The organism is Roseateles toxinivorans, from assembly GCF_004362525.1.
GTDB lineage: Bacteria > Pseudomonadota > Gammaproteobacteria > Burkholderiales > Burkholderiaceae_C > Paucibacter > Paucibacter toxinivorans.
Window position 1 is genome coordinate 57,232 of sequence record NZ_SNXS01000013.1, and the last position, 22,085, is coordinate 79,316.

At 69.8% G+C, this 22,085-nt stretch carries 19 protein-coding genes; 14 read left to right on the forward strand and 5 right to left on the reverse strand.

The window, feature by feature from the left end; genetic code table 11:
* Positions 1-3 precede the first annotated feature (3 nt).
* The 9 genes from DES47_RS25915 to DES47_RS25955 all read left to right on the forward strand — a co-directional run bounded on the left by DES47_RS25915 (position 4) and on the right by DES47_RS25955 (position 13,477).
* Positions 4-1,401, forward strand: coding sequence for a hypothetical protein (locus DES47_RS25915; RefSeq protein ID WP_133703681.1), 1,398 nt, complete (start codon positions 4-6; stop codon positions 1,399-1,401).
* Between the two features lie 26 nt (positions 1,402-1,427).
* On the forward strand, positions 1,428-3,377 hold the full coding sequence (locus DES47_RS25920) for an ATP-binding protein (RefSeq protein WP_133703682.1): 1,950 nt from the start codon (positions 1,428-1,430) through the stop codon (positions 3,375-3,377).
* Between the two features lie 104 nt (positions 3,378-3,481).
* Complete coding sequence (locus DES47_RS29065; protein WP_208115122.1) at positions 3,482-7,396, forward strand: eCIS core domain-containing protein; 3,915 nt, start codon at positions 3,482-3,484, stop codon at positions 7,394-7,396.
* 19 nt (positions 7,397-7,415) lie between these two features.
* Positions 7,416-7,772, forward strand: a complete 357-nt coding sequence (locus DES47_RS25930) for a hypothetical protein (protein WP_133703683.1) — start codon at positions 7,416-7,418, stop codon at positions 7,770-7,772.
* A gap of 50 nt (positions 7,773-7,822) precedes the next feature.
* Positions 7,823-9,505 (forward strand): hypothetical protein, encoded by a 1,683-nt coding sequence (locus tag DES47_RS25935; protein WP_133703684.1) that lies wholly within the window; start codon positions 7,823-7,825, stop codon positions 9,503-9,505.
* A gap of 91 nt (positions 9,506-9,596) precedes the next feature.
* Positions 9,597-10,001, forward strand: coding sequence for an MbcA/ParS/Xre antitoxin family protein (locus tag DES47_RS25940; protein WP_133703685.1), 405 nt, complete (start codon positions 9,597-9,599; stop codon positions 9,999-10,001).
* Positions 9,998-10,702 carry an RES family NAD+ phosphorylase gene (locus tag DES47_RS25945; RefSeq protein ID WP_133703686.1) on the forward strand — a complete coding sequence of 235 codons (705 nt, stop codon included), beginning with the start codon at positions 9,998-10,000 and terminating at the stop codon, positions 10,700-10,702. Before DES47_RS25940 ends, DES47_RS25945 begins: the two co-directional genes overlap by 4 nt.
* Positions 10,703-10,814: 112 nt before the next feature.
* The gene (locus tag DES47_RS25950; RefSeq protein WP_133703687.1) at positions 10,815-11,276 is read left to right on the forward strand and encodes a (2Fe-2S)-binding protein; all 462 of its coding nucleotides are present in this window, start codon (positions 10,815-10,817) and stop codon (positions 11,274-11,276) included.
* Complete coding sequence (locus tag DES47_RS25955; protein ID WP_133703688.1) at positions 11,273-13,477, forward strand: xanthine dehydrogenase family protein molybdopterin-binding subunit; 2,205 nt, start codon at positions 11,273-11,275, stop codon at positions 13,475-13,477. The genes DES47_RS25950 and DES47_RS25955 overlap by 4 nt, the downstream gene beginning before the upstream one ends.
* Here DES47_RS25955 and selD read toward each other — a convergent pair.
* Positions 13,474-14,553, reverse strand: a complete 1,080-nt coding sequence (gene selD, locus DES47_RS25960; protein ID WP_133703689.1) for a selenide, water dikinase SelD — start codon at positions 14,551-14,553, stop codon at positions 13,474-13,476. The genes DES47_RS25955 and selD overlap by 4 nt on opposite strands.
* A complete protein-coding gene (senB, locus tag DES47_RS25965) occupies positions 14,550-15,533 on the reverse strand; it encodes a selenoneine biosynthesis selenosugar synthase SenB (protein ID WP_133703690.1) in 984 nt (327 codons plus the stop codon). The genes selD and senB overlap by 4 nt, the downstream gene beginning before the upstream one ends.
* Positions 15,534-15,551: 18 nt before the next feature.
* Between senB and senA the strand changes: the two genes are divergently transcribed.
* The 5 genes from senA to phnE are packed head-to-tail and all read left to right on the forward strand — an operon-like array spanning position 15,552 to position 20,112.
* The gene (gene senA / locus DES47_RS25970; RefSeq protein ID WP_133703691.1) at positions 15,552-16,763 is read left to right on the forward strand and encodes a selenoneine synthase SenA; all 1,212 of its coding nucleotides are present in this window, start codon (positions 15,552-15,554) and stop codon (positions 16,761-16,763) included.
* A 59-nt stretch (positions 16,764-16,822) separates the two neighbouring features.
* A complete protein-coding gene (locus DES47_RS25975) occupies positions 16,823-17,680 on the forward strand; it encodes a putative selenate ABC transporter substrate-binding protein (protein WP_133703692.1) in 858 nt (285 codons plus the stop codon).
* A gap of 10 nt (positions 17,681-17,690) precedes the next feature.
* The gene (locus DES47_RS25980; protein ID WP_133703693.1) at positions 17,691-18,524 is read left to right on the forward strand and encodes a phosphonate ABC transporter ATP-binding protein; all 834 of its coding nucleotides are present in this window, start codon (positions 17,691-17,693) and stop codon (positions 18,522-18,524) included.
* Positions 18,521-19,351, forward strand: coding sequence for a PhnE/PtxC family ABC transporter permease (locus tag DES47_RS25985; protein ID WP_133703694.1), 831 nt, complete (start codon positions 18,521-18,523; stop codon positions 19,349-19,351). Before DES47_RS25980 ends, DES47_RS25985 begins: the two co-directional genes overlap by 4 nt.
* Positions 19,348-20,112 (forward strand): phosphonate ABC transporter, permease protein PhnE, encoded by a 765-nt coding sequence (phnE, locus tag DES47_RS25990; RefSeq protein WP_133703695.1) that lies wholly within the window; start codon positions 19,348-19,350, stop codon positions 20,110-20,112. The genes DES47_RS25985 and phnE overlap by 4 nt, the downstream gene beginning before the upstream one ends.
* Before the next feature lie 13 nt (positions 20,113-20,125).
* Here the strand turns inward: phnE and DES47_RS25995 are convergent, their stop codons facing one another.
* From DES47_RS25995 to DES47_RS26005, 3 genes are all read right to left on the reverse strand, one after another.
* Positions 20,126-20,677: a lipocalin family protein gene (locus DES47_RS25995; protein ID WP_133703696.1), complete on the reverse strand. Its 552-nt coding sequence runs from the start codon at positions 20,675-20,677 to the stop codon at positions 20,126-20,128.
* A gap of 102 nt (positions 20,678-20,779) precedes the next feature.
* On the reverse strand, positions 20,780-21,304 hold the full coding sequence (locus tag DES47_RS26000; RefSeq protein ID WP_133703697.1) for a hypothetical protein: 525 nt from the start codon (positions 21,302-21,304) through the stop codon (positions 20,780-20,782).
* 238 nt (positions 21,305-21,542) lie between these two features.
* Positions 21,543-22,070, reverse strand: a complete 528-nt coding sequence (locus DES47_RS26005; RefSeq protein ID WP_133703698.1) for a DUF1993 domain-containing protein — start codon at positions 22,068-22,070, stop codon at positions 21,543-21,545.
* Positions 22,071-22,085 lie beyond the last annotated feature (15 nt).

Consider the following 22,085-nt stretch of genomic DNA (forward strand, 5'->3'; position numbering starts at 1 on the left):
GCCATGGGCAGCGACGCGATCACCGTCCACTGCCTGCGCGTCAAGGCGCCGCGGCGGGCGGCGGCGCTTGGCGTGGGTGATCGCCTGGCCGAGGCGCTGCGCATCGCCTCCAGGCCGCCGGCGCTGGCTAATCGTTTCGTGCTGATACGCCGACTGCGGCTGAGCGTGCCGCCGGGGGCCGGCGCGCAGACGATAGCGCTGCTGATCGAGCGCGAGTGGCAGCGTGTGCTCGGTGCGGCGGTATTCATTGATGAGGCCGGGGCTTCGGCCGAGGTGGTCTGGGCGCCAGCTCAGGGGCAGGCGCGCGTGGCGCTGCTGGCACGCTGGCTGGCCGGAGAGGACGACTCGGCCTGGTTCTGGCAACGGCTGGTGCCGGCCTCGGCGCCGGCCGGGTTGCCTGTGGCCGAACGCATCGCTGCCTTGTTGATCGAGCCGCTGGCCGAGGAGCCTGTTGCGGCGGCTCAAGCGCCTCCGCACTGGTGGCGGGAGGCCCTGCCGCTGCTGGCGCACCATGGCCGGGTGGCGGAGGCGCTGGTGCTGCTGCCGACTCAGCCGCGCGCGCGGCTGCAGCGGCTGGTCGACGAGATGGGCGTTCGCGATGTGGGGACCTGGCCGGCGGCGACCGTGGTCGAGGCACGACCCGACCCCGAGCGGCTGACGGGGCGGATGCCTGTCCAGACCGATGTCGTGAAACGGACCGTCTTGTCAGAGCCTGGCGAGAATCTCGCCGACGAGATTCCTCTCGGGAAAGTCCTGTCCGCTGCCGTGCCTGATGAAGCCGATGCCATCAAGGGCATGGATGCCGCTGGTCCGTTGCGGGCAACGCCAGTGGCTCCCGCTGCAGCTGCCGTTTTGCCAGCAGCGCTGCCGGCCGAGTCACGTTCCGCCGTGTCGCGTTCAGACGCTTCAGACGCCGTTGATCCCAGCCGTCCGTCGCCCGCGCCGCTGCTCGGCCAGTCCACGGACTGGGCCGGCCTGTGGCTGCTGGTGCCGGTGCTGCTGCGCCAGGGCTTTGCCGCCGAGCCGCTGGCGCCCGGTGATCCGCAGTCGCGGCACCAGGCCGAGGTGTTCGTCGCGCTGCTGCAGCGTTTGCAGCAGCGCTTCAGCCTCGATGCGGTGGCCGGCGACTGGATAGCTGCGCAGCCCAGTGCCGGCTCCGAAGCGGCGCGAATCGAGGCTGAGACCTGGTGGTTGAAGGCCCGACATGCCTGCGTGCGTGACGCCCGCCTGCCGCTGCTGCGCCTGCTGCGCCGGCCCGGTGAGCTGCTGCTGTCCGACCACCGGATCGACATCGTGATGCCTCTGCGAACCCTTGACATCCGCCTGCGGCGCGCCGGTTTCGACATCGATCCTGGCTATCTGCCCTGGCTCGATGTCGTGCTGCGCTTCCACTACGCCTGAGGCCGGCAGCCGTGAACCAGATGGCCATGCCCACCGCCACCGTCAGCCTGCGTTGCCGCGACATCGCGCTGGCGGCGCTGGGCAGCCTGCTGCCGCCGGGCACTGCGGCCTCCACGGACGAAGCCCGCTTTCTGCACGAGGCTTTGGCCCAGGCCGGCGGCGGGCTGTGGCCGCAGCAGCTCACTCAGGCCTTGGCGCTGCCGGCGGCGGCTGACGAAGCGCTGGCCCGCGCCACTGCGTTGCTGAATCTCTCACAGGTCGAGATCCTGGCCGTGGCCCTGACCGCCGCCGTCGAAGACGACGCGGTGACCGGCCGCATGCTGGCCTGGCTGCAGGCACCCACCGCGGGCGCCCGTCCGACCCTGGCCCTGTTGGCCCGTGCGCTGGCGCCGCTGCAGCAGCAACCGGATGATGCGCAGCAGGCAGAGGCCGACACGCTCTACGCACTGGCCTTCGGCCCGGCCGTGCGCAGCGGCCTGTTGCTGCTCGATGACGAGGGTCGGCCGCTGTGCGAGCGCAGCCTGCGTGTGGCCGCACCGATCGCCGCGGCCTTGGCTGGCGTGTCGGCCGACTGGCTCGGCAGCCGCGTCCGTGCGGTGCAGGCCGAGGCCGCTCTGGCCGAGAGCGTGCCGGCGCTGCGTGCCGCCGCCGATCGCTGGGCCGTCAGCCTGGCCGCCACGCCGCAGGCCACCCTCGCCATGCGCAGCGCCAGCGCCGCCGAGGCCCGTGGCATGGCCGCGGCCATCATTGAGCGCCTGGGTGCGCAGCCGGCCTGGTTCGACGATCAGCTGCCCGCCGGCGCCGATGTCTGGCTGATGCTGAGCGGTCGCGTGCCGGTGTTCGCGTTGCAGGCCGCGCCGGGCGAGCTGGCGGCCGTGCCTTCTCTGCCTGGATATGACGGCCCGGTGCTGGTGACGACAGGGCTCGATGGCGGCATCTGCCGCGAAGGCGCAGCGGTCGCAGATTGGCGCATTCCCGCCCCCGACCCGGCCACGCGCCGCGCGCTGTGGCGGGCGGCGCTGGGCGATACCGAGCTTGCCGCCGCGGCGGCTGCCCGCTACCGCGCCGGCGTGGCGCAGATCAGCGAACACGCCCGGCTGGCCCAGTTGCTGGCGGCAGGCCAGCCCTCGCTGCAGACGATTGCGGAGGCCGCCAGCATGACGTCGGCTGGCCGCGCGCTCGAGGCACTGGCCCAGGCCCTGCCCGAGGTCGTGCCCGATGGCGCACTGGTCGTCAACGAGACGGTGAGCGCCGAGCTGGAGCGGGCCTTGCAGCGCTGCGCCCAGCGCGAGCGCCTGCATGCGGGCCTGGGCGAGGCGGCCCGCACGCGTGCCTGCGATGGTGTGCGGATGCTGTTCACGGGTCTGTCCGGCACAGGCAAATCGCTGGCCGGGCAGTGGTTGGCGGCGCGGCTCGGGCTGCCCATCTACCGCGTCGATCTGGCGGCCATGCTCAGCAAATGGATTGGCGACACCGAGAAGAACCTGGCCGAGTTGCTGGGCCGGGCCGAGCATGCCGATGTGGTGCTCTTGTTCGACGAGGCCGACACGCTGTTCGGCAAGCGCACCGAGATCGCCACCGCCAACGACCGCTTCGCCAATGCGCAGACCAACTACCTGCTGCAGCGCATCGAGTCGCACGCCGGCATCGTCGTGCTGACCAGCAATAGCCGCAATCGCTTCGATCCGGCCTTTGTGCGCCGGCTGGACTTCATCATCGATTTCAGTGCCCCCGACGCCCAGGCCCGGCGCGCGCTGTGGCAGGCCCATCTGGGCGAGGCCAGCAGCTGCGATCAGCAGCAGCTGAACCGGCTGGCGGCGCTGGCCGATCTGGCCGGCGGCAATATCCGCAATGCGGTGCTGGCCGCCGCCGCCAGCGCCCAGGCCGGCGGGCGGCGCTTGAGCTTCGATGACATCGCGGCCGGCGTGCGCGGCGAGTACCGCAAGCTGGGACGCACGGCGCCGCCGGGGCTGTGATGCGCACGCAGGCGACGCGCTCCCGCAGCGGCAGGCCCGGCCCGCGCCGGGTCGCGCGAGCGCCGCCGCGCGCAAGCACCCAAGCGTCCAACACGGCGGCCGGCATGCCTCGCTTTCTGCAGCAGGCCCCCGCCGGCCAGCCGCTGCCAGCGGCCGTGCAGGCCGATATGGGCCGGCGCTTTGGCGAGCCGCTGTCCGGTGTGCGTGTCCATGCCGATGCCTCGGCCGCCGCGTCGGCGCGGTCTGTTGGTGCGGCGGCCTATGCCCAGGGCGAGAACCTGGTGTTCGGCGCCGGCACCTACGACCCGCATTCGCAGCAGGGCCGCGGCCTGCTGGCCCACGAGCTGACCCATGTGGTGCAGCAGCGCCGGGCCGGCACGAGCCTGCAGCGCAGCGGCGTGGCCGATGGCGGCGCGCGCGGCCGCAAGGCAGCAGACCAGGCGGCCGAGCGCGAGGCCAGCGACAACGCCCGCCGCGTCCACCAGAACCTGCCGCTGACGGCGACACAGACGCCGCAGCTGAAAGTGCAGGGCGACTGGCTGGACGATGCCGGCGATCTGGCCTCGGGCGCCGCCGATCTGGTGTCCGATGCCGGCGGTGCAGTGGCCGATGCGGGCGGGGCGCTGGTCGATGCCGCCGGCGAGGCGATAGGCGATGTAGCGATGGCCCTGGTGCGCCGCGTGGCGCCGCAGCTGGTGCCTATCATCGAGGTCGGCCCGGTGCAGTGGATACGCGACAAGGTGTCGCAGGCCTTCGATGGCGTGGCCTCGGTGCTCAATGCCTTGGACCCCAGCGGCACGCTGGCGCTGATGATGGCCGTGTTCACCGGCCTGGTGGCGCGGGCCGGTGACATCCTGGCCGCGCTGATGTCTGGCGACTGCCAGCCGCTGCTCGACGCCGTGGACCAGCTGAAAACCTTTGTCACCGAAGTGGCCGGCGAGGCCTGGGACAAGCTGACCGAGTTCCTGCGACCGATAGGCAGTTTCTTCAGCGACCTCTGGTCGGGCTACGGCGCGCCGGCCATCGAGTGGCTGCGCAACTTTGCCGGCGACGTCTGGGCCGGCATCGAGCAGTTCGGTGCCGATATCTGGGACTGGACCGAGCCGATACGCAGCGCCGTCGGCGACGCCTGGGGCTGGGTCAAGGAGCAACTGTTCGGCCCCGAGGACGCCGGCACCGGCGACAGCGCCGGCGGCATCCTCGGCTGGGTGACGGGCAAGGCCAGCGAGGCCTGGGACTGGGTCAAGGCGCAGACGCGGCCGGTCTGGGAGCCTATCTCCAGCGTCGCCACCCAGGTGGCCGAGATGCTGCCGCCGCCCTTCCTCAGCAACTTCGGGCAGCAGATGACAGAGCTCTCCGGCCAGCTGGACACCACGGCCAGCGATATCGGCGGTGGCGACGCCGTCGCCGACAACCGCGAGAGCCTGGCCGAAATCCTGCCCAGCGTCGAGCAGATCATTGCCGGCGTGCGCGGGGTGATCATCGTCGGCGGCGCCTGGATCAGCGAGAAGGTCGGTGCGCTGGGAACGATGGTTGCCGATGTGATGAGCCAGCTGCGCGCCAGCAGCATCCTGTCTGTGCTGGCCGGCGCTTTGAGCTGGCTGGAGACGGCGGCGCAGAACCTGGTCAGCTGGGCGCAGGAGCAGGTGGTCGGCCTGTTCGATCTGCTGCTGCAGGGTTTCGATGCGCTGTCGCCGTTCATTCAGGCGGCGGCTGGCGTGGTGCGGCGGCTGATCGAGGTCGTGGGTGACCTGATGCTGCTGCCGCAGCTGATCCTGAGCACCGTCTGGGAGGCGATTCCCTGCTGCCTACGCGAGCCGATCAAGAACTTCGTCCTGAACCAGATCCTCGGCCGCATCCCGGTGTTCGGCCAGTTCTTCACCGACCCCAGCCTGTGGCCGCGGGTGCAGCGCACGGCGATGCGCATCCTGCGCCAGGTCTTTGTCGATGGCGATCTGGCCGGTGCGGCCTGGAGCTTCTTCCAGGCGGTGCTGCGCGTGCTGGGCCTGCCGCCGGAGCTGGTGGTGCAGGTGCTGGCCAAGGCGGCGCAGGCGATCGGCGACATCCTGACCGACCCGGTCGGCTTCCTGATCAATCTGCTCGGCGCCGTGCGGGCCGGCTTCGGCCTGTTCTTCGAGCGCATCGGCACCCATCTGTTGAATGGCGTGACCGGCTGGCTGTTCGGCCATCTGCGCGAGGCCGGCATCACGCCGCCGGCGGACTTCTCGGTCGGCTCGGTGCTGGGCTTTGTGCTGCAGGTGCTGGGCGTGACGGTGGAGAACATCTTCGCGCGGCTGGCGCTGCGGCTCGACGCCACCGTGGTCGCAAGGCTGCGCACCATGCTCAGCGTGGCCACCGGTGTGTGGCGCTTCATCTCGATTCTGGCCACCGAGGGTGTGGCCGGCCTGTGGACCGAGATCCAGTCGCAGCTCGGCAATCTGTGGGACTCGCTGCTGCAGGGCGTGATCGGCTGGATCACCGACGCGGTGATCGGCCGCGCCACCCGCTGGCTGATGAGCCTGCTCGACGTGACCGGCATCATGCCGGTGATCAACACGCTGGTCGCCGTCTACAACGCGATCGAATCGTTCGTCCAGTACCTGCGCGAGATGCTGGAGATTGCGTCCAAGGTGCTGGACGGCGTGCTGGGCATTGCCCACGGCCAGATCGACGCGGCGGCCGGTTTCCTGGAGTCGGCACTGGGCGATGCGATGCCGGTGGCGATCGGCTTTCTGGCCAACCAGTTCGGTCTGGGGCGGATGTCCGAGCGCATACGCGAGCTGGTCGAGACGGTGCAGGGCACGGTCAATCGCGCGCTTGACTGGTTGATCGACCGCGCGATCTCCTTGGGCCAGGCGCTGATAGCCATGGCCCGGCGCGGCGCCACGGCGGTGCGCGAGACGGTGGCCAGCATCGGCGCCTGGTGGAGCAACCGCTTCGGCTTCACGGCCGCGAATGGCGAGCGGCACGAGCTGTATTTCACCGGTGAGGGCGCCACGGCACAGCTGACGATTGCTTCCGAGCCGCAATCGTTCGAATCCTTCCTCGACGATCAATCGGCGGGCGCCGATCCGGCCAAGCTGACCCGCATCGCCACCGCCCGCGCCACCCACCGCCGCCTGCTGGCCCTGCAGCGCACTGCCGCCCCGCCCAGCGCCACAGGCGCCGGCACGACGCCGGGCGAGGCCGACGCGACCGAGGTCGTGCGCCTGACCCATGAGCTGGCCGATATGGCGCGCGATCTGATGGGCGGCGACGCCGCCGGTGCCTCCACCGCACCGGCCTTCGACCCGCTGACCGGCGGCATGGGCAGCGGGGTCAGGGTGGCGCGGCTGACCGAGGTGCATCCGCCCGGTGACCAGCCCAGTGTCGCCGGCGGCCTGTGGGAGACCCTGAGCCGGCGCCGCAACGGCGGCACCACCTACTACATCAAGGGCCATCTGCTGAACCACCATCTGGGCGGCACCGGCGCCTCCTGGGCCAATCTGACACCGCTGACCGGATCGACCAACACCACCATGTCCAGCCAGTTCGAGGAGAAGGCCAAGACCCGTGTGCATGACGAGCATGTGGCGCTGTGCTTCACCGTCACAACCACCTTCGGGCGGGGAGCCCGTGCCAGCGAACAGGCCATGCTGCGCGCCACCGGCAACCCGGATGACGCGGTGATTGCCGACATCATTGCCGCCGAGCAGTTCGTTCCCCAGCAGGTCACAGCCACCGCCACCGACATTGCCCCCGGCCGGCCGGGCACGCCGGTGCCACCGTTCAACCACACCAACGCAATAGTCGAGAGCCCCGACCAGTACGACCTGTCGGGTGCGCCGCGCAGCCCGGCCTACGTCAGCGACATGAGCGATGCCGAGCTGGCCAATCTGGCCGGCCGGCCGGTGCCACCGACGCCGGGCTTCCCGAACCGCCCCTATCGCAGTGTCGAGGCGCTGGAGGCGGGCACCGGCGGCAACTGGGCGGCGATGGTCGCCGCCTCGCCGTCGCGGCTGCGCTTGTTCAGACGATAGACAAACAAGGAGAATGACTGTGAGCACCGCCATACCCACCATGCCAGCCCTGGATCCCACCACCCGCGCCATCGCCGAGCCCTACACGTTTGCCCTCGTGCAATGGCCGGCCCTGCTGGGCCTGCTGGCGCTGGACGGGGCCGAGGGCGCGCTGCTGGGTCTGCGCGTGCTCCTCGGCCTGTGGCTGGCGCTGATGGTGCTGGCCAGCTACGGGCAAGGTCGCGGTTTCGGCTTCGGCAATGCGATGACCTTGGCCGGGGCCTGCGTCGCCGGGGCCTGGTGGAGCCAGGCCACGCCCTGGGTGTTCGGCTGGCTGGCGGCGGTGCTGATGCTGCTGCTGACGGCGCAGCGGCTGCGGCTGCGCGCCTCGCGATAGGGGCCCGCCCGGGCTATCCACAGGGGAGCGGCTGAACCTACACTGCGCCCATGCTGAGCCCTGCTGCGACGGCCGACACCACCGCCCGCCACGACACCCTGGTGCGCCATCTGCGCCAGGTCTTGCTATGGCCCTTGCGGCTGATGCCGCCCGAGCGGGCCGAGGGCGACCGGCGGCCGCCCTGGCAGCTGCTGCGCGATCTGGGCGGGCGCTCGCCCTGGCGCGAGATGGTGGACGAGTACACCGGTGACAGGGAGGGCTTCCACGAGCGCCACTACAACGAGTTCGTTTCCTTTCTGCCGGTGGTGCAGCGCTTTCTGTATGGCGACGGCCGTGCGCGCCGCGGCGAGCAGGAGGGCAGCTCGGGTTCGCCGATGCGGGTGTTCCGCCGGCATGACATCAGCGGCCTGCGCGTCGTGCCCCGGCCCGGTGACGCGCCTGTGAGCTTGAGCGTCGTCCATCTGGACCTGTACTTCTTCTACGATGTCGATGTCGTGTTGCTGAATGTCGAGGTGGCCGCTGACAACCTGCCGCTGACCCAGGTGCAGGAACTGCTGTACCGCTTCGGTCGCGCCTATCCGGCCGGTTGGGACGCCCAGGGCCGGGCGCTGCACTGTCTTGAGAGCCTGGAGTGGCTGGGTGCCGACGGCCAGGTACTGGCCCGCTCGGACACCCAGCAGCGCGAGGCCTTTCTGGCCCATGTCTGCGAGCACCGCGCGCCTCGCGTGGCCACCCACTGGGCCTATGTGCTGGAGCCTCTGGTCAGCCACCATTCCGACGAGGAGGGCCTGCTGCGCTACCGGCAGATCGAGTACTACCGGATGCCGATGATGGCCTATCTGTCGCTGGACGATCCGCGCGCGCTCAAGCGCAGCGACTTCGTCCGCCTGGGTCTGGTCACCGCCGCCGCCGAGGACACCCAGCTTCCCTATGGGGATCAGCACCTGGCCGACTTCGAGCAGCGGTATTGCTATGACCGCTTCTGGTCCGGCGCTGGCGCCGCACCCAACACCCGCTATCTGTGCAACGGCCATGCCTTGGTGGTGGTGGGCGATGCCCGCTCCGAGTTCTTTGGCTGCCGCGACCGCGGCGTGCTGGCCCAGTTCCGCCATCAGCACTTCCTGCTGTTCCTGATCGCGCACTTCCAGAAGGCCGCGCTCTTGATGTTCTCGGACCGCCTGGTCGAGGCGCTGAAGGGCCTGGACATCAGCCGCCCGGCCAGCGTCAAGCGCTTCAAACGGACGATTCGCGACAGCTTCGAGGTCTTCTTGCGCTTCACCCACCGCTACTGGTTCCACGAAATCTCGGACCAGGCCCAGGTGCGGGCCCTGTTCCAGATGTGCGTCAAGCACCTGCATGTGGACGGGCTCTATGCCGAGGTCAAGGAGCGCATCGCCGACATGAACAGCTATCTTGATGCCGACAGCCTGCGCCGCCAGGCCAACACCGTGGTGCGGCTGACCGTGGTGACCATCTTCGGTCTGATCGGCACCGTCACCACCGGATTTCTGGGCATGAATTTGCTGGCCGAGGCCGATGCGCCGCTGTCGCGCCGGCTGGCCATCTTCGCCCTGGTGTTCGTCGTCACCACCGTGCTGACGGTCTACACGATGGCCAAGTCCAAGCGCCTGTCCGACTTCCTGGACGCGCTGTCGGAGGAGCGGCTCTCGGTCTGGTCCAAGTTCAAGGCGCTGGTGGCGGTGTGGCTGCCGGGGCGGGATGGCGGGGCTTGAAAATCTGTTTGTGAACTAATTTCTGTATTTGGTACGACTTTGTACCTATACTGGGCTTCATCGCCGGTCGTCGTCCGGCCGTGGAGCCGCCATGATCCACCCCTCCGAGTCCCAGCCCGATATCTATTCGGCCCCCGCCGCCCAGGCCGCGCTGCGCACCTTCTTCAGTATCGCCAAGGCCTGGGGCCTGAGCAATGAGGAGCAGCAGCGCCTGCTGGGCTGCGGCCGCACCACCTACTACGACTGGAAAGCCGGGCGCATCAGGACCGGGCTGGACGCGGCGACGCTGGAGCGCCTGTCCCATCTGTTCGGCATCTATTCGGGTCTGCAGATCCTGCTGCCCATCCCCGAGCGCGCCAATGCCTGGGTGCGCAAGCCCAATACCGCGCCGCTGTTCGGTGGCCGCCCGGCGCTGGAGCGCATGCTGGCGGGCCAGGTGTCGGACCTGTTCGTGGTGCGCCAGTACCTGGATGCACAGCGGGGCGGCTGGGCTTGAGCGCGGCAACGGCGCTGCCGCAGGTCGAGCTGGACTGGGCGGACTCCTGCCGCCTGGTGCCCAGCCGCTTTCCACCGATCTCGCTGTTCGAGGCGGTGGCCGACCCGGCCGATCTGGCCGCCGTGTTCGCCATCGAGTCGCTGGGCAATCCGCGCCTGCGCGACGAGATCGGCGAGCTCAGCCTGGTGCCGGCCGATCAGCGCGTCAGCGGCCCGGGTTGCAGCCCCATCATGGCCGCCTTCACCCACCTGAACCCGGAAGGCTCGCGCTTCAGCAATGGCAGCTACGGTGTGTACTACGCCGCCGCCGCGCTGGAGACGGCGGTGGCCGAGCTGAGTCACCACCGGGCGCGCTTTCTGGCCCGCACGGCCGAGCCGGCGATCGAGGTTGATTTGCGCTGCTACCGGGTTCGCGTCAAGGCCTTGCTGCACGATCTGCGCGGCCAACACGGTATCCAGCACCAGGCGTTCTACGACCCCGACAGCTATGCAGCCTCGCAGCGCTTCGGCCTGGGCCTGCGCGAGGCGGGTGCGGCCGGCATTGCCTATGACAGCGTGCGCCATGCTGCCGGCCAGTGCGTGGCCCTGTTCACGCCGCGGGCCACCATGCCGCCGGCGCGCCAGGCCGAGCAGGTGACGCTGCGCTGGAACGGCCAGCGCATCAGCGGCTGGTACCTGAAGTCGGACAGCCGGCTGCTGTGACGTCGGGCTGGGAGCACCGTTCAGTCCCGTGATTTGACGTTTCATCGCGCCGCTCTTGGCGGGCATCGGGGGGCCTCCCTAGCATCCGCCACCGATTTCCGAAAAGGCGAGCATGAAACACCAATTGCAAGTGAATGGCCGCGCGCACCGCGTCGAGGCCGAGGCCGGCAAACCGCTGCTCTGGGTGCTGCGCGAAGACCTGGGCCTGACCGGCACCAAGTTCGGCTGCGGTGCGGCCCAGTGCGGCGCCTGCACCGTGCATGTCGAGGGTGCGGCCACGCGCAGCTGCGTGATGCCGGTGCAGGCGGTGGCTGGCAAGCGCATCACCACCATCGAGGGCCTGTCCAACGATCGCAGCCATGCGCTGCAGCAGGCCTGGATCAAGGACCAGGTGCCGCAATGCGGCTACTGCCAGTCCGGCATGTTGATGGCGGCGGCCGCCTTGCTGGCCGAGCACCCCAAACCCACCGACGCGCAGATCGATGCAGCGATCACCAATCTGTGCCGTTGCGGCACCTATCCGCGCGTGCGTGCGGCCATCCATGCCGCCGCGGCGATCGGGGTCAGGTCATGATGCGCCGCCGTGAATGGCTGAAGTCCAGCTTCGCGCTGGGTGCCTGGACCTTGGGTGGTGTGTTGCCCGTTGCGGCGCTGGCCCAAGGCGCCGCGCCGCCCGCCCCAGCCGCCGCGCCAGGATTTGCCGTCTGGTTGCGCTTTGCCCCGGACGGCCGCCTGACCGTGCTCAGCAACGTCGTCGAGATGGGGCAAGGCACCCACACCAGCGTGGCGCAGATCGCGGCCGAAGAGCTCGACCTGCCGCTGGCCGCCATCAGCGTGGCCCAGGCCCCGGTGGAGCCCGCCTTCGCCGGGGCCACGCTGGGCAACTACGCCAGCTTCGGCAGCCTGGGCCTGCCGCTGAGCTACCGCGAGCTGGCGCCGGTCTGCGCCGCAGCGCGCCACCTGCTGATGCAAGCGGCGGCGCAGCGCTGGGGCGTCGCGCCCGAGGCCTGCCGCACGGCCGAGGCACAGGTGGTCCACCCCGATGGGCTGCAACGCTTGCCCTATGCCCAGCTGCTGGCCGAGGCCGCCGGGCTGACGCCGCCCGCCGGCATCAAGCCCAAGCCCAGAGCCGAGTGGAAGGTGATGGGCCGGAGCACACCGCGCCGCGACCTGGCGGCCAAGGTCGATGGCTCGGCGGTTTTCGGCATCGACGTCAAACGCCCCGGCATGCTGATTGCGACCCTGCTGCATGCCCCCCGCTTCGGCGCCGAGCTGCTCAGCCTGGACGAGCGCCCGGCCAGGGCGATCAAGGGGGTGCGCCAGGTGGTCAGGCTGCCCGGCGTGATCAAGGGCGCGGCCAAGGGCACGGCGGCGATTGCCGTCGTCGCCGACAGCTACTGGACGGCGCGCAAGGGCCTGCTGGCGCTCAAGCCCAGCTGGTCCGACGGGCCGCACGCCGGCACCGACTCCGAGGTGCTGCGCACCGAGCTGCTGGCCGCCGCCGCCCGCGGTCAGGGCCTGGACTTCGACAAGCGCGATGACCCGCTGATGGATCCACCAGCGGTGACTGCTGCGCTGGCCAGTGCCAGGCAGACCCTAGACATCAGCTACGACGTGCCCTATCTGGCCCATGCCACGATGGAGCCGATGAATGCGGTGGCCGAGGTGGGCAGGGACGGCGCCGCGCTGTGGCTGTCCACCCAGAGCGCGCAGGATACCCAGGCCGGCGTGGCCAAGGCACTGGGTTTGAAGCCGGCCCAGGTGACCGTGCATCCGCAGCTGATCGGCGGCGGCTTCGGACGGCGGCTGGAGCATGGCTTCGCCATCGAGGCGGCGCTGGTTGCCAAGGCCGTTGGCAAGCCGGTGCAGCTGATCTGGTCGCGCGAGACCGATATGCGGGCCGGCGGCTACCGACCGGCCGCGGCGGTGCGCGTGCGCCTGGCCCTCGGTGCCGATGGCCTGCCCACGGGCCTGCGCGTCGATGGTGCCAATCCCTCGCTGCTGGCCTATAGCGGCCTGACGAACGGCCCGCCGAATCCGGAGCTCGACTGGACCATGGGCATGGGCTGGACGCGACACGACTATGCCGTGCCGGCCCTGCACCTGAACTGGACCAACGTCGATCCCGGCGTGCCCTGCGGCTACTGGCGCTCGGTGGGTGCCTCGCAGAATGTGTTCTTCTATGAGTGCAGCCTCGACCGCGCTGCGGCCTTGGCGGGCATCGACCCGCTGGACTACCGCCTGCGCCTGCTGGCCAAGAAGCCGCAGACGCAGCAACTGCTTCGGGCGCTGGCCGAGCGGGCCGGCTGGGGTCAGCCCTTGCCGGCCGGCAGCTACCGCGGGCTGGCGATGAGCGCCGGCAATGCCGCGCGCAGCGCGCACGTGGTGCAGCTCACCGTGCTGGGCGAGGGGCGCTTCAGGATCGACAAGATCTTCGCGGCTATCGATGTCGGCGTCGTCGTCAATCCGGACGCCGTGCAGGCGCAGATGATGGGCGGCACGCTGTTCGGCCTGTCGGCCGCGCTGAACGGTGAAGTCACCCTCAAGCAGGGCGCGGTGCAGCAGGGCAATTTCGACGGTTATCCGATTGTGACGCTGGCGCAGACCCCGCCACTGGACGTGCTGGTACTGGGTAATGGCAAGGGGATGCGCGGTGCCGGCGAGGAGGGGCCGGCGTCCATAGGCCCGGCCATCGCGAATGCGCTGTTCGCCGCCACCGGCAGGCCAGTCACGCGGCTGCCGTTGAGCCGGGCGGGCTGGCAGCTGGTGAGCTAAATGACCTGCAAGGGGCTTGCACCGGCTTCGGCGCTGATCACCCGGCCGATGCAGGTGGCAGCCGCGAAGCCGTGGGCACGGAAGATCGCCAGCACTGAGTCGACGGCCGCCGGCTCGCAGCTGACCAGCAGGCCGCCGCTGGTCTGCGGATCGGTCAGCAGCGCCTGGGCGGTGGCGGCAAAGCCGGCAGGCAGGGCGATGTCGGCGCCATAGCCGGCCCAGTTGCGGCCCGAGGCGCCGGTGATGAAGCCCTGCTCGGCCAGCGTCTGCACGCCATCCAGCAGCGGCACGGCGGCCCAGTCCAGTTGCACCCGGCAGCCGGCGCCACGGGCCAGCTCCAGCGCATGGCCGGCCAGGCCGAAGCCGGTCACATCGGTCAGCGCATGGACCCCTGGCAGCTCGGCCAGTGCCGGGCCGGGGGTGTTCAGCTGGGTGGTGACGGCCAGCATCTGCGCGTAGCCGGCGGCGTCCAGCGTCTCCTTCTTCAGCGCCGCCGACAGCACGCCCACGCCCAGCGGTTTGCCCAGTATCAGCACATCGCCGGGCCGGGCATCGGCATTGCGCTTGACCCGCTTCGGGTGCACCAGGCCCAGCGCGACCAGACCGTAGATCGCCTCGACCGAATCGATCGTGTGACCGCCGGCGATCGGGATACCGGCCGCGCGGCAGACCGAGGCCCCGCCCTCCAGCACCCGGCCGATGGTGCGTGTCGAAAGCACATTGATCGGCATGCCGACCAGCGCCAGCGCGAAGATCGGCCTACCACCCATCGCGTAGACATCGCTGATCGCATTGGTTGCGGCGATACGGCCGAAGTCGAACGGGTCATCGACGATGGGCATGAAGAAGTCGGTGGTGGCGATCAGCGCCTGCTCGTCATTGAGCTGATAGACGGCGGCATCGTCGGCCGTCTCGATGCCGACCAGCAGCTCCTTCGGTATCGGCATGGCCGGCATGCTTCGCAGGATGTCGGTCAGCACACCGGGGGCGATCTTGCAGCCGCAACCGCCGCCATGGGACAGCGAGGTCAGGCGCGGCTCACCGGCGGGTTGTTGGTAGGGTTCGGTCGCAGTCATATTGGGTCTCCTAAGTGGGCACTGCATCCGGCCAGCAGGGCAAGCAGCGTCTGGCGTTCGTGATCGGGGTGGAACAGCGGCGCGCGCTGCGCACACTGAGCCATCAGCCGCGGCAGCATAGCCGCATCGTCGCGGCATTGCGCCAGCAGGGCCGCCAGGTCACGGGCATCGTCGTGGTCGAACAGCCCGGCATAGTCCTGACCCAGCAGGCCCAGATTGCCGGCGATGCGCGAGGCCAGCACCGGCGTGCCGCTGGTGATGGCCTCGATCACCACATGGGCGCCGCCCTCGATGCGGCTGGGATGGACCAGCAGATGGGCGGCCGCGATGCGGGCCCGCGTGGCCTGATGCGGCAGGCCGCCCAGCCAGCGGTAGTGCGGGCAGGCCTGCTGCAGCGCTACCGCCGCCTCGCCGAGCGCCGGGTCCAGCGCGGCACCGATGTGGTCGAACACGATGTCGCTGCGGCCGCTGAGCTGTCGCACCGCGTCGAAATAGGTCTGCGGCGATTTTTCGTCGCGCAGGTGTCCGACCATCAGCGCGCGCAGGTGGTGCCGGGTCTTGACCCGGGCGCGGCGCATCGGCACCGACTGCAGCAGCACACGGCCCTTGGGGCGCAGTGCGGCGGGCAGGCCGTCGAGGCCCAGTTCGTTGAGCACCACCAGCCGGTCGGCCAGCGCCAGCGAGGCCTGCGCGCTGGCATCGCTGGCAATGTCGCGGTAGAGATCGGTGCCGGTGAGCACCAGCACCACTGGGCGCGCCGGATGGCGGGCCTTCCAGGCGGCCACGCTGGCGGCCGAGCGGCGCGCATGCAGGGCGATCATGATGGCGTCGTCATGCTGGCCGGCGTCGGGCCAGCAGGGCGCCAGCCGCACCCGATAATCGCCGGACAGAAAGCGGGCCCAGCGCTTGGCCGTCTGCCAATTGCCGTTGTTGGCCGCAGCCAGGGCCGGCGTGACAATGACCAGTGAGGGCGCCTGCATGTCCGAGGACTATAGCGAATGAGCGTTCACCGCCCCACCGGCCAGCCCCTGCGCTGTGCCGCGCCCGAGCTGCTGGCCGAGGCGCTGCGGCAAAGCCGTGCCGACACACTGGCGCTTGCGGCGCTGTACGAGCAAGGCCCCGAGGTGCCGCGGCATCCCGGCCTGAACCCGCCGCGCTGGGAGCTGGGCCATATCGGCTGGTTCCAGGAGTTCTGGATTGCGCGCAACCCTCAGCGCCACCTTGGCCTGCAGGCCGCCCCGCAGGCGCCGCGCCTGCCCGCGCTGCGCGGCAATGCCGATGTGCTGTATGACTCCAGCCTGGTGCCCCATGCCAGCCGGTGGTCGCTGCCGCTGCCCGATGCAGCCGCCACCCGCGACGACCTGAGTCTCCAGCTGGAGGGCACGCTGGCCCTGCTGTCGCAAACGGGGCCGGCCGACGACGCGCTCTACTTCTACCGTCTGGCCCTGTTCCACGAAGACATGCACCATGAGGCGGGCCTGTACATGGCGCAGGCCCTGGGGATGGCCGTGACCGATCCGCGCTGGCAGCCGGCGCCCCTGTCCCAGCCCAGGCAGCCGCTGTGCCGGGAGGCATCGATACACCGCCTCGGCAGGCCGGGGCCGGGGTTTGCGTTCGACAACGAGCTGGCCGCCCACGACCAGCCGCTCGCGGCCTTCGAGATCGACAGCCGCGTCGTCAGCTGGGCTGAGTTCCTGCCCTTTGTCGAGGCGGGCGGCTATGGGCAGCCGCGCTGGTGGAGCGGGCCGGGCCAGCGCTGGCTGAACGAGCAGGCGGTCGCCGCACCGCGCTACCTGCGCCGTGCGGACAAGGGCTGGGAGCATCAGCTGTGGGGGCGCTGGCAATCGCTTGACCCGGACCTGCCGGCCTGCCATCTGAATGCCTACGAGGCCCAGGCCTGGTGCGCCTGGGCCGGCCGGCGCCTGCCGACCGAGGCCGAGTGGGAGCGGGCGGCACTGGCTACCTTGGGCTCGGGCGAGACCTTTGCCTGGGGTGCGGTCTGGGAGTGGACGGCCAGCGCCTTTGCACCCTTTCCCGGCTTCTGCGCCCATCCCTACCGCGACTATTCGGCGCCCTGGTTCGACGGCCGGCCGGTGCTGCGCGGCGCCTCGTTCGGCACCCAGCCGTCCATGCACCACCCGCACTACCGCAACTTCTTCACCGCCGAGCGCAACGACATCTTTGCCGGCTTTCGCAGCTGCGCGCGCTGACCGGGGCTGCTTTGCTGTCCAATGCGGGCTGAACCTTTTGATTTATCCGAGAAGCCGCCATGCCCAAATACACGCCCATCCTCAAGACCTTGATCGCCTGCACCCTGTTCACCGTGGGTGCCTTGTCGCAGGCCCAGCAGGTGCTGCGCGTCACCGCCATCCCCGACGAGTCGCCCACCGAGCTGGCGCGCAAGGCCGGGCCGCTGATCAAGTACCTCGAGGGCAAGCTGAACATGAAGGTCGAGTACACGCCGGTGACCGACTACGCCGCCGCCGTCGAGACCCTGGTCAACAAGAAGGTGGACCTGGCCTGGTTCGGTGGCTTTACCTTTGTTCAGGCGAATGTCCGCTCGGGCGGCAAGGTGATGCCGCTGGTGCAGCGCGAGGAGGACGAGCGGTTCCGCTCGGTCTTCATCACCAGCGAGCCGGCGATCCAGTCGCTGGCCGACTTGAAGGGCAAGGATGTCAGCTTCGGTTCGCAGAGCTCGACCTCGGGCCATCTGATGCCGCGCAGCTTCCTGCTGCAGGCCAAGATCGACCCGGAGAAGGACTTCAAGCGCGTGGCCTACAGCGGCGCGCATGACGCCACCATCGCCGCCGTGGCCGCCGGCAAGGTGCAGGGCGGCGCGCTGAACATCTCGGTCTGGGAGAAGTTCGTCGCCGACAAGAAGGTCGATCTGAGCAAGGTGCGCGTGATCTACACCACCCCGGCCTACTACGACTACAACTGGAGCGTGCACGCCGACATGCCGCAGGCGCTGCGCGACAAGCTGACCCAGGCCTTCCTGGCCCTGAGCCGCGACACGGCCGAGGGCAAAGAGATTCTGGAACTGCAGCGCGCCACCCGCTTCGTGCCGACCAAGGCCGACAACTACAAGGGCATAGAGGCCGCCGCGCGCAGCGCCGGCCTGCTCTGAGCGCCGGCCGTTGAAGATCGCGCTTGTTGCGGCGGCGGCGCGCCATCCGGCGGCCCGGCCCGGTGCCGCCCCCGCCTTGCAGCCGATCACGCTGCGCATCGCGCAGGGCGAGCCCGTGGCCGTGATCGGCCCTTCGGGTGCCGGCAAGACCACGCTGTTGCAGCTGCTGGCCTGCGCCTTGCCGCCGGCCGAAGGCGAGCTGCAGCTGGACGGCATCAACCCCTGGAGCCTTCCGCGCCGCGAGTTGCAGCGCCTGCGCGGGCGCCTGTTCCTGGCGCCGCAGGTGCCGCCGCTGCCGCCGCGCCAGCGCGTCGTCACGGCGGTGCTGGCCGGGCGCCTGCCGGCGATGAGCCTGTGGGCCAGTCTGCGCTCGCTGCTCCACCCGATCGACATGGCCGCCGCACAGGCCGCGCTGGCCCGCTTCGACCTGGCCGACAAACTGTTCGAACGCGTCGATCGCCTGTCTGGCGGCGAGCGCCAGCGCGTCGGCCTGGCGCGGGCGCTGCTGGCGCCGGCCGGGCTGTGGCTGATCGACGAGCCCCTGTCGGCGCTGGACCCGACCCGCGCCGCCCAGGCCTGCGCGACCCTGGTCGATGACGCGCGGGCGCGCGGCGTCACGCTCGTCGCCTCGCTGCACCAGGTCGAGATGGCGCTGGCGCAGTTTCCGCGCATCGTCGGCCTGCGGGACGGCGTGCTGGCCTTTGATCTGCCGGCCAGCGAGGTCACGCCGGCCCGGCTGGCCGCGCTGTACGCCCAGCACGAGGACGAGCTGCACGGCGCGGCACCCCCACCGCCGGTGGTCAGCGCCGACGCCGGGCGTCTGGTCAGCGCCACCTGCCGATGAGCGCTGCGGGCAGCGCGGCCCTGCGTGACCCAGCCTGGCTGGGCCGCCTGTTCTGGCTCTGCGCGGGCCTGGCACTGCTGTGGCCGCTGGGCCTGGCGACCGAGTTCCGGCCCTGGGTTTTGCTGGAGCCGGACAGCCTGCGCGTCAGCGCGCGCTTCCTGGGCGACTTCTTCCCGCCATCGCTGCAGCCGGACTTCCTGCTGCTGGTAGCGCGCGAGACCTGGCGCACCGTGGCCATGGCCACCGCCGGCATCACGCTGGCCCTGCTGCTGGCCATTCCCTTGACCCTGCTGTCCACCCGCGTGCTGTCGGTCTCGGCCTTGAGCGGGCGCATGGCGGCAGGCCCGTTCTGGCTCAGGCAACTGCTGCGCTGGCTGATGATCGGCCTGCGCAGCGTACCCGAGCTGGTGTGGGCGCTGGTGTTCGTGCGCGTTGTCGGCCTCGGCCCCACCGCCGGCGTGCTCGCGATTGCGCTGACCTATGGCGGCATGCTGGGCAAGGTCTATGGCGAGATTCTGGAAAGCAGTGACGGTCAGGTCGGCGAGGCGCTGCTGCGCAACGGCGGCTCGCGGCTGCAGACCTTCTTCTACGCCTTGCTGCCGCAGAACGCGGCCGAGCTGTGTTCCTACACCGTCTATCGTTGGGAATGCGCGATCCGCTCCTCGGTGGTGCTGGGCTTTGTCGGCGCCGGCGGGCTGGGTCAGCAGCTGGATGGCTCCATGAAGATGTTCAACGGCGCCGAGGTCTCGACGATGCTGCTGGTCTTCATGGCCCTGGTGGCCCTGGCCGACCGCACCAGTGCCTGGTTGCGCAGGGTGCTGGCATGAGCAGAAGCGGGGTCTTCCTTGCCGGCCTCGCCGTTCTGGTCTTTGCCAGCTTCTGGTCGCTGGACCTGCAATGGGCGCAGTTCTTCTCTGTTGATGCCGCGCGCAGCATGGGCCGCTTCGTGGGTGAGTTCTTTCCGCCGGATCTGAGCCCGGCCTTTGTGCGCAGGGTCGGCTGGGGCGCGCTGGAGACCCTGGCCATGTCGGCCCTGGGCACCGGGCTGGCGGCGGCGGCCGGCCTGCTGCTGGCCTGGCCGGCGAGTCGGCTGCCGGGGGACGGCCGCTCCATCGGCCGAGCGCCGCTGCGCCTGCTGCTGAATGCCCTGCGCTCGGTGCCCGAGCTGGTGTGGGCGGCGCTCCTGCTGATCTCGGCCGGTCTCGGGCCGCTGGCCGGCACCCTGGCGCTGGCCGTGCACACCACCGGCGTGCTGGGCCGGCTGTTCGCCGATGCGCTGGAGAATATCGATCCCGGCCCAAGCCTTGCGCTGCGCACGCAGGGGGTGGGCAAGGGGCGGGTGTTGCTCTATGCCGGCCTGCCCCAGGTGCTGCCGCAGCTGCTCAGCTACACGCTGTACCGCTGGGAGAACAATATCCGCGCCGCCGCCGTGCTGGGTGTGGTCGGTGCCGGCGGGCTGGGCCAGCTGCTGGCCTTTCACATGGGCCTGTTCCAGATGGGCAAGACGGCGACCGTGCTGGGCGCGATGCTGCTGCTGGTAGCCCTGGTCGATGCGCTGAGCTACTGGTGCCGCCGCAGGATGGGCTGAGCGCAGCCGGCGTTCAGCCGTCCTGGCGGGTGTGGGCGACCCAAATCAGGCGCTCCACCGCGATGCCTGCCGCCTTCGCCTGGCGCAGCAGATCCTCGCGCACGGCCGGGCTCAGCTGCTTGTCGCGGGACAGTATCCAGAGATAGTCACGGTTGGGGCCGACAACCATGGACCAGCGGTAGGCCTGCTGGTCCAGCGCCATGACGTGATAGCCGCCGTAGAAGGGGCCGAAGAAGGAGACCTTCAGCGAGCCCCGGTCAGAGGGGCCTGTGAACTGGGCCTTGCCCGTCGCCTGGCGCCATTCGCCGCTCTTGGCGTCAAAGCCTCGGTTCAGGACTTCGACACTGCCGTCGGGCTTGGCGCGGTAGCGGGCACTGACATCGCTGAGGCCGCGCTCGAAGGAGTGGTCGAGCCGGGCGATCTCGTACCAGGTGCCTTCGTAGCGTTTCAGGTCGAAGGGCGTGACCGCGCTGATGCCCTCGGGCAGGCCGGTGGAGCAGGCACCGAGCGCGAGCGCAGCCGTGAGCAGCAGTGCCCTTGCGATGAAGATGAGGGGTCGTGACATGGTGGGACCAAAGCCGTGGTGGCGCGATTGTGCGCCATCACGGCTTTGTCCTGGACAAAGCGGGTATTGCCCGGCATCGCCGGGCCCCGCCAGGCTATTGCCTCACTTGACCTTCAGCACCTGACCCTCGGCGCGCTTGGCCTTGGTGGCGGCGCGCTGATAGGTCTCCTCTGCCTTGGTACGCAGCTCCACGGCCTTGGCCAGCGCTGCGTGGTAGCGTTCCACCGTGTAGGTGTTCTCGGTACCGATATAGACGCTGCGGCGCTTGGCCGTCTCGCCAAAGCGCGGCAGGGAAACCGAGAAACTGCAGTCCCGCACCGACATGCCCTTGCGCTGGCGCACGATGGGGCCGGAGATGCCCACGGGCAGATCATTGGTCTTGTTCTCATTGGGGCTGCGTCGCAGCCGCGAGGGTGCCGGGAGCTTGGTGATGCGCCGCAGCAATTCCTTGGTCGCCTTGGCCAGGGCTTCGGCGGCCCCGGTGCCGTCCTGGCTGTGGTCAGAAAAAAGCTTGGTGCCCGCGTAACGCAGCTGCCAACCATGGGTTGCGTTGTGGTCAATGCGCTGGATGCCTTGAGGCACCTCGAATCGTTCACCGGAAAAAAGAATGACTTCTCTGAATTTCATGAGGTTCCTCAAAACAACGAGTTGAACCTCCCTGTGGGTTTGATTATGCCGTTAGCGCAGCTTTGGGCAGGTGTCCGAGTGGTCTGAAGGTAACGTTTTGTGCGATCAGCGCGCCAAGGACACGCCCAGATCGCGGGTCAGCGTCTGGCGCAGCGCCCGCTTGAAGTCGATGTCTGTCAACACCGGCCCACATCGAACAGCAGGGCTTCAACGGGCAGGTCGAAGCGGGCAGGCTCGGTCATGGCGGGGCGGTGGGGTAGTGGTGGAAGCCATCAAAGTCCTGCTTGCCCAGCGGCAGCCCCTGGCTGCGCAGCACGGCGTAGGCGCTGCCCAGATGGAAGAAGAAGTTGGGCAGTGCGTACAGCGTCAGGAACTCCGCCGGCGGCAGCGAGACGAGGGCGCTGCCCGCCTGGCTCTCCAGCCTGCGCCCGGGCGCGAGTTCGAAGTCAGCTGGCTCCAGCTCGGTCAGCAGGGCGAGCGCCTGGGCGATGCGGCCACACAGGCCTTCAAAGTCGGAGCCGAACTCGCCATAGGCGGGCACGGGCCGGCCGGCCAGCGGGAAGCAGGCACGCAGCGCGAAGTGGGTGGCCATCTGCACCTGGCCGGAGAACGGCGCCATGTCGGGGGCCAGGCGTGCACCCAACAGCTCGGCCGCTGCCAGGTTCTGACTCTGGACGTGTCGCTGGGCAATCCGCACCAGGCCGTTCAGGCGTTCCAGATAGCGTTGGAACACCGGCACCGAGGCGCTGTGCAGATCGAAACTCATTGGTGCACCCTACGC

Coding starts and splice junctions, on each gene's coding strand:
- DES47_RS25915 (WP_133703681.1), top strand. CDS start 4: ATGGGCAGCGACGCGATCACCGTCCACTGCCTGCGCGTCAAGGCGCCG.
- DES47_RS25920 (WP_133703682.1), top strand. CDS start 1,428: ATGCCCACCGCCACCGTCAGCCTGCGTTGCCGCGACATCGCGCTGGCG.
- DES47_RS29065 (WP_208115122.1), top strand. CDS start 3,482: ATGCCTCGCTTTCTGCAGCAGGCCCCCGCCGGCCAGCCGCTGCCAGCG.
- DES47_RS25935 (WP_133703684.1), top strand. CDS start 7,823: ATGCTGAGCCCTGCTGCGACGGCCGACACCACCGCCCGCCACGACACC.
- DES47_RS25940 (WP_133703685.1), top strand. CDS start 9,597: ATGATCCACCCCTCCGAGTCCCAGCCCGATATCTATTCGGCCCCCGCC.
- DES47_RS25950 (WP_133703687.1), top strand. CDS start 10,815: ATGAAACACCAATTGCAAGTGAATGGCCGCGCGCACCGCGTCGAGGCC.
- DES47_RS25955 (WP_133703688.1), top strand. CDS start 11,273: ATGATGCGCCGCCGTGAATGGCTGAAGTCCAGCTTCGCGCTGGGTGCC.
- selD (WP_133703689.1), bottom strand. CDS start 14,553: ATGACTGCGACCGAACCCTACCAACAACCCGCCGGTGAGCCGCGCCTG.
- senB (WP_133703690.1), bottom strand. CDS start 15,533: ATGCAGGCGCCCTCACTGGTCATTGTCACGCCGGCCCTGGCTGCGGCC.
- senA (WP_133703691.1), top strand. CDS start 15,552: ATGAGCGTTCACCGCCCCACCGGCCAGCCCCTGCGCTGTGCCGCGCCC.
- DES47_RS25975 (WP_133703692.1), top strand. CDS start 16,823: ATGCCCAAATACACGCCCATCCTCAAGACCTTGATCGCCTGCACCCTG.
- DES47_RS25985 (WP_133703694.1), top strand. CDS start 18,521: ATGAGCGCTGCGGGCAGCGCGGCCCTGCGTGACCCAGCCTGGCTGGGC.
- phnE (WP_133703695.1), top strand. CDS start 19,348: ATGAGCAGAAGCGGGGTCTTCCTTGCCGGCCTCGCCGTTCTGGTCTTT.
- DES47_RS25995 (WP_133703696.1), bottom strand. CDS start 20,677: ATGTCACGACCCCTCATCTTCATCGCAAGGGCACTGCTGCTCACGGCT.
- DES47_RS26000 (WP_133703697.1), bottom strand. CDS start 21,304: ATGAAATTCAGAGAAGTCATTCTTTTTTCCGGTGAACGATTCGAGGTG.
- DES47_RS26005 (WP_133703698.1), bottom strand. CDS start 22,070: ATGAGTTTCGATCTGCACAGCGCCTCGGTGCCGGTGTTCCAACGCTAT.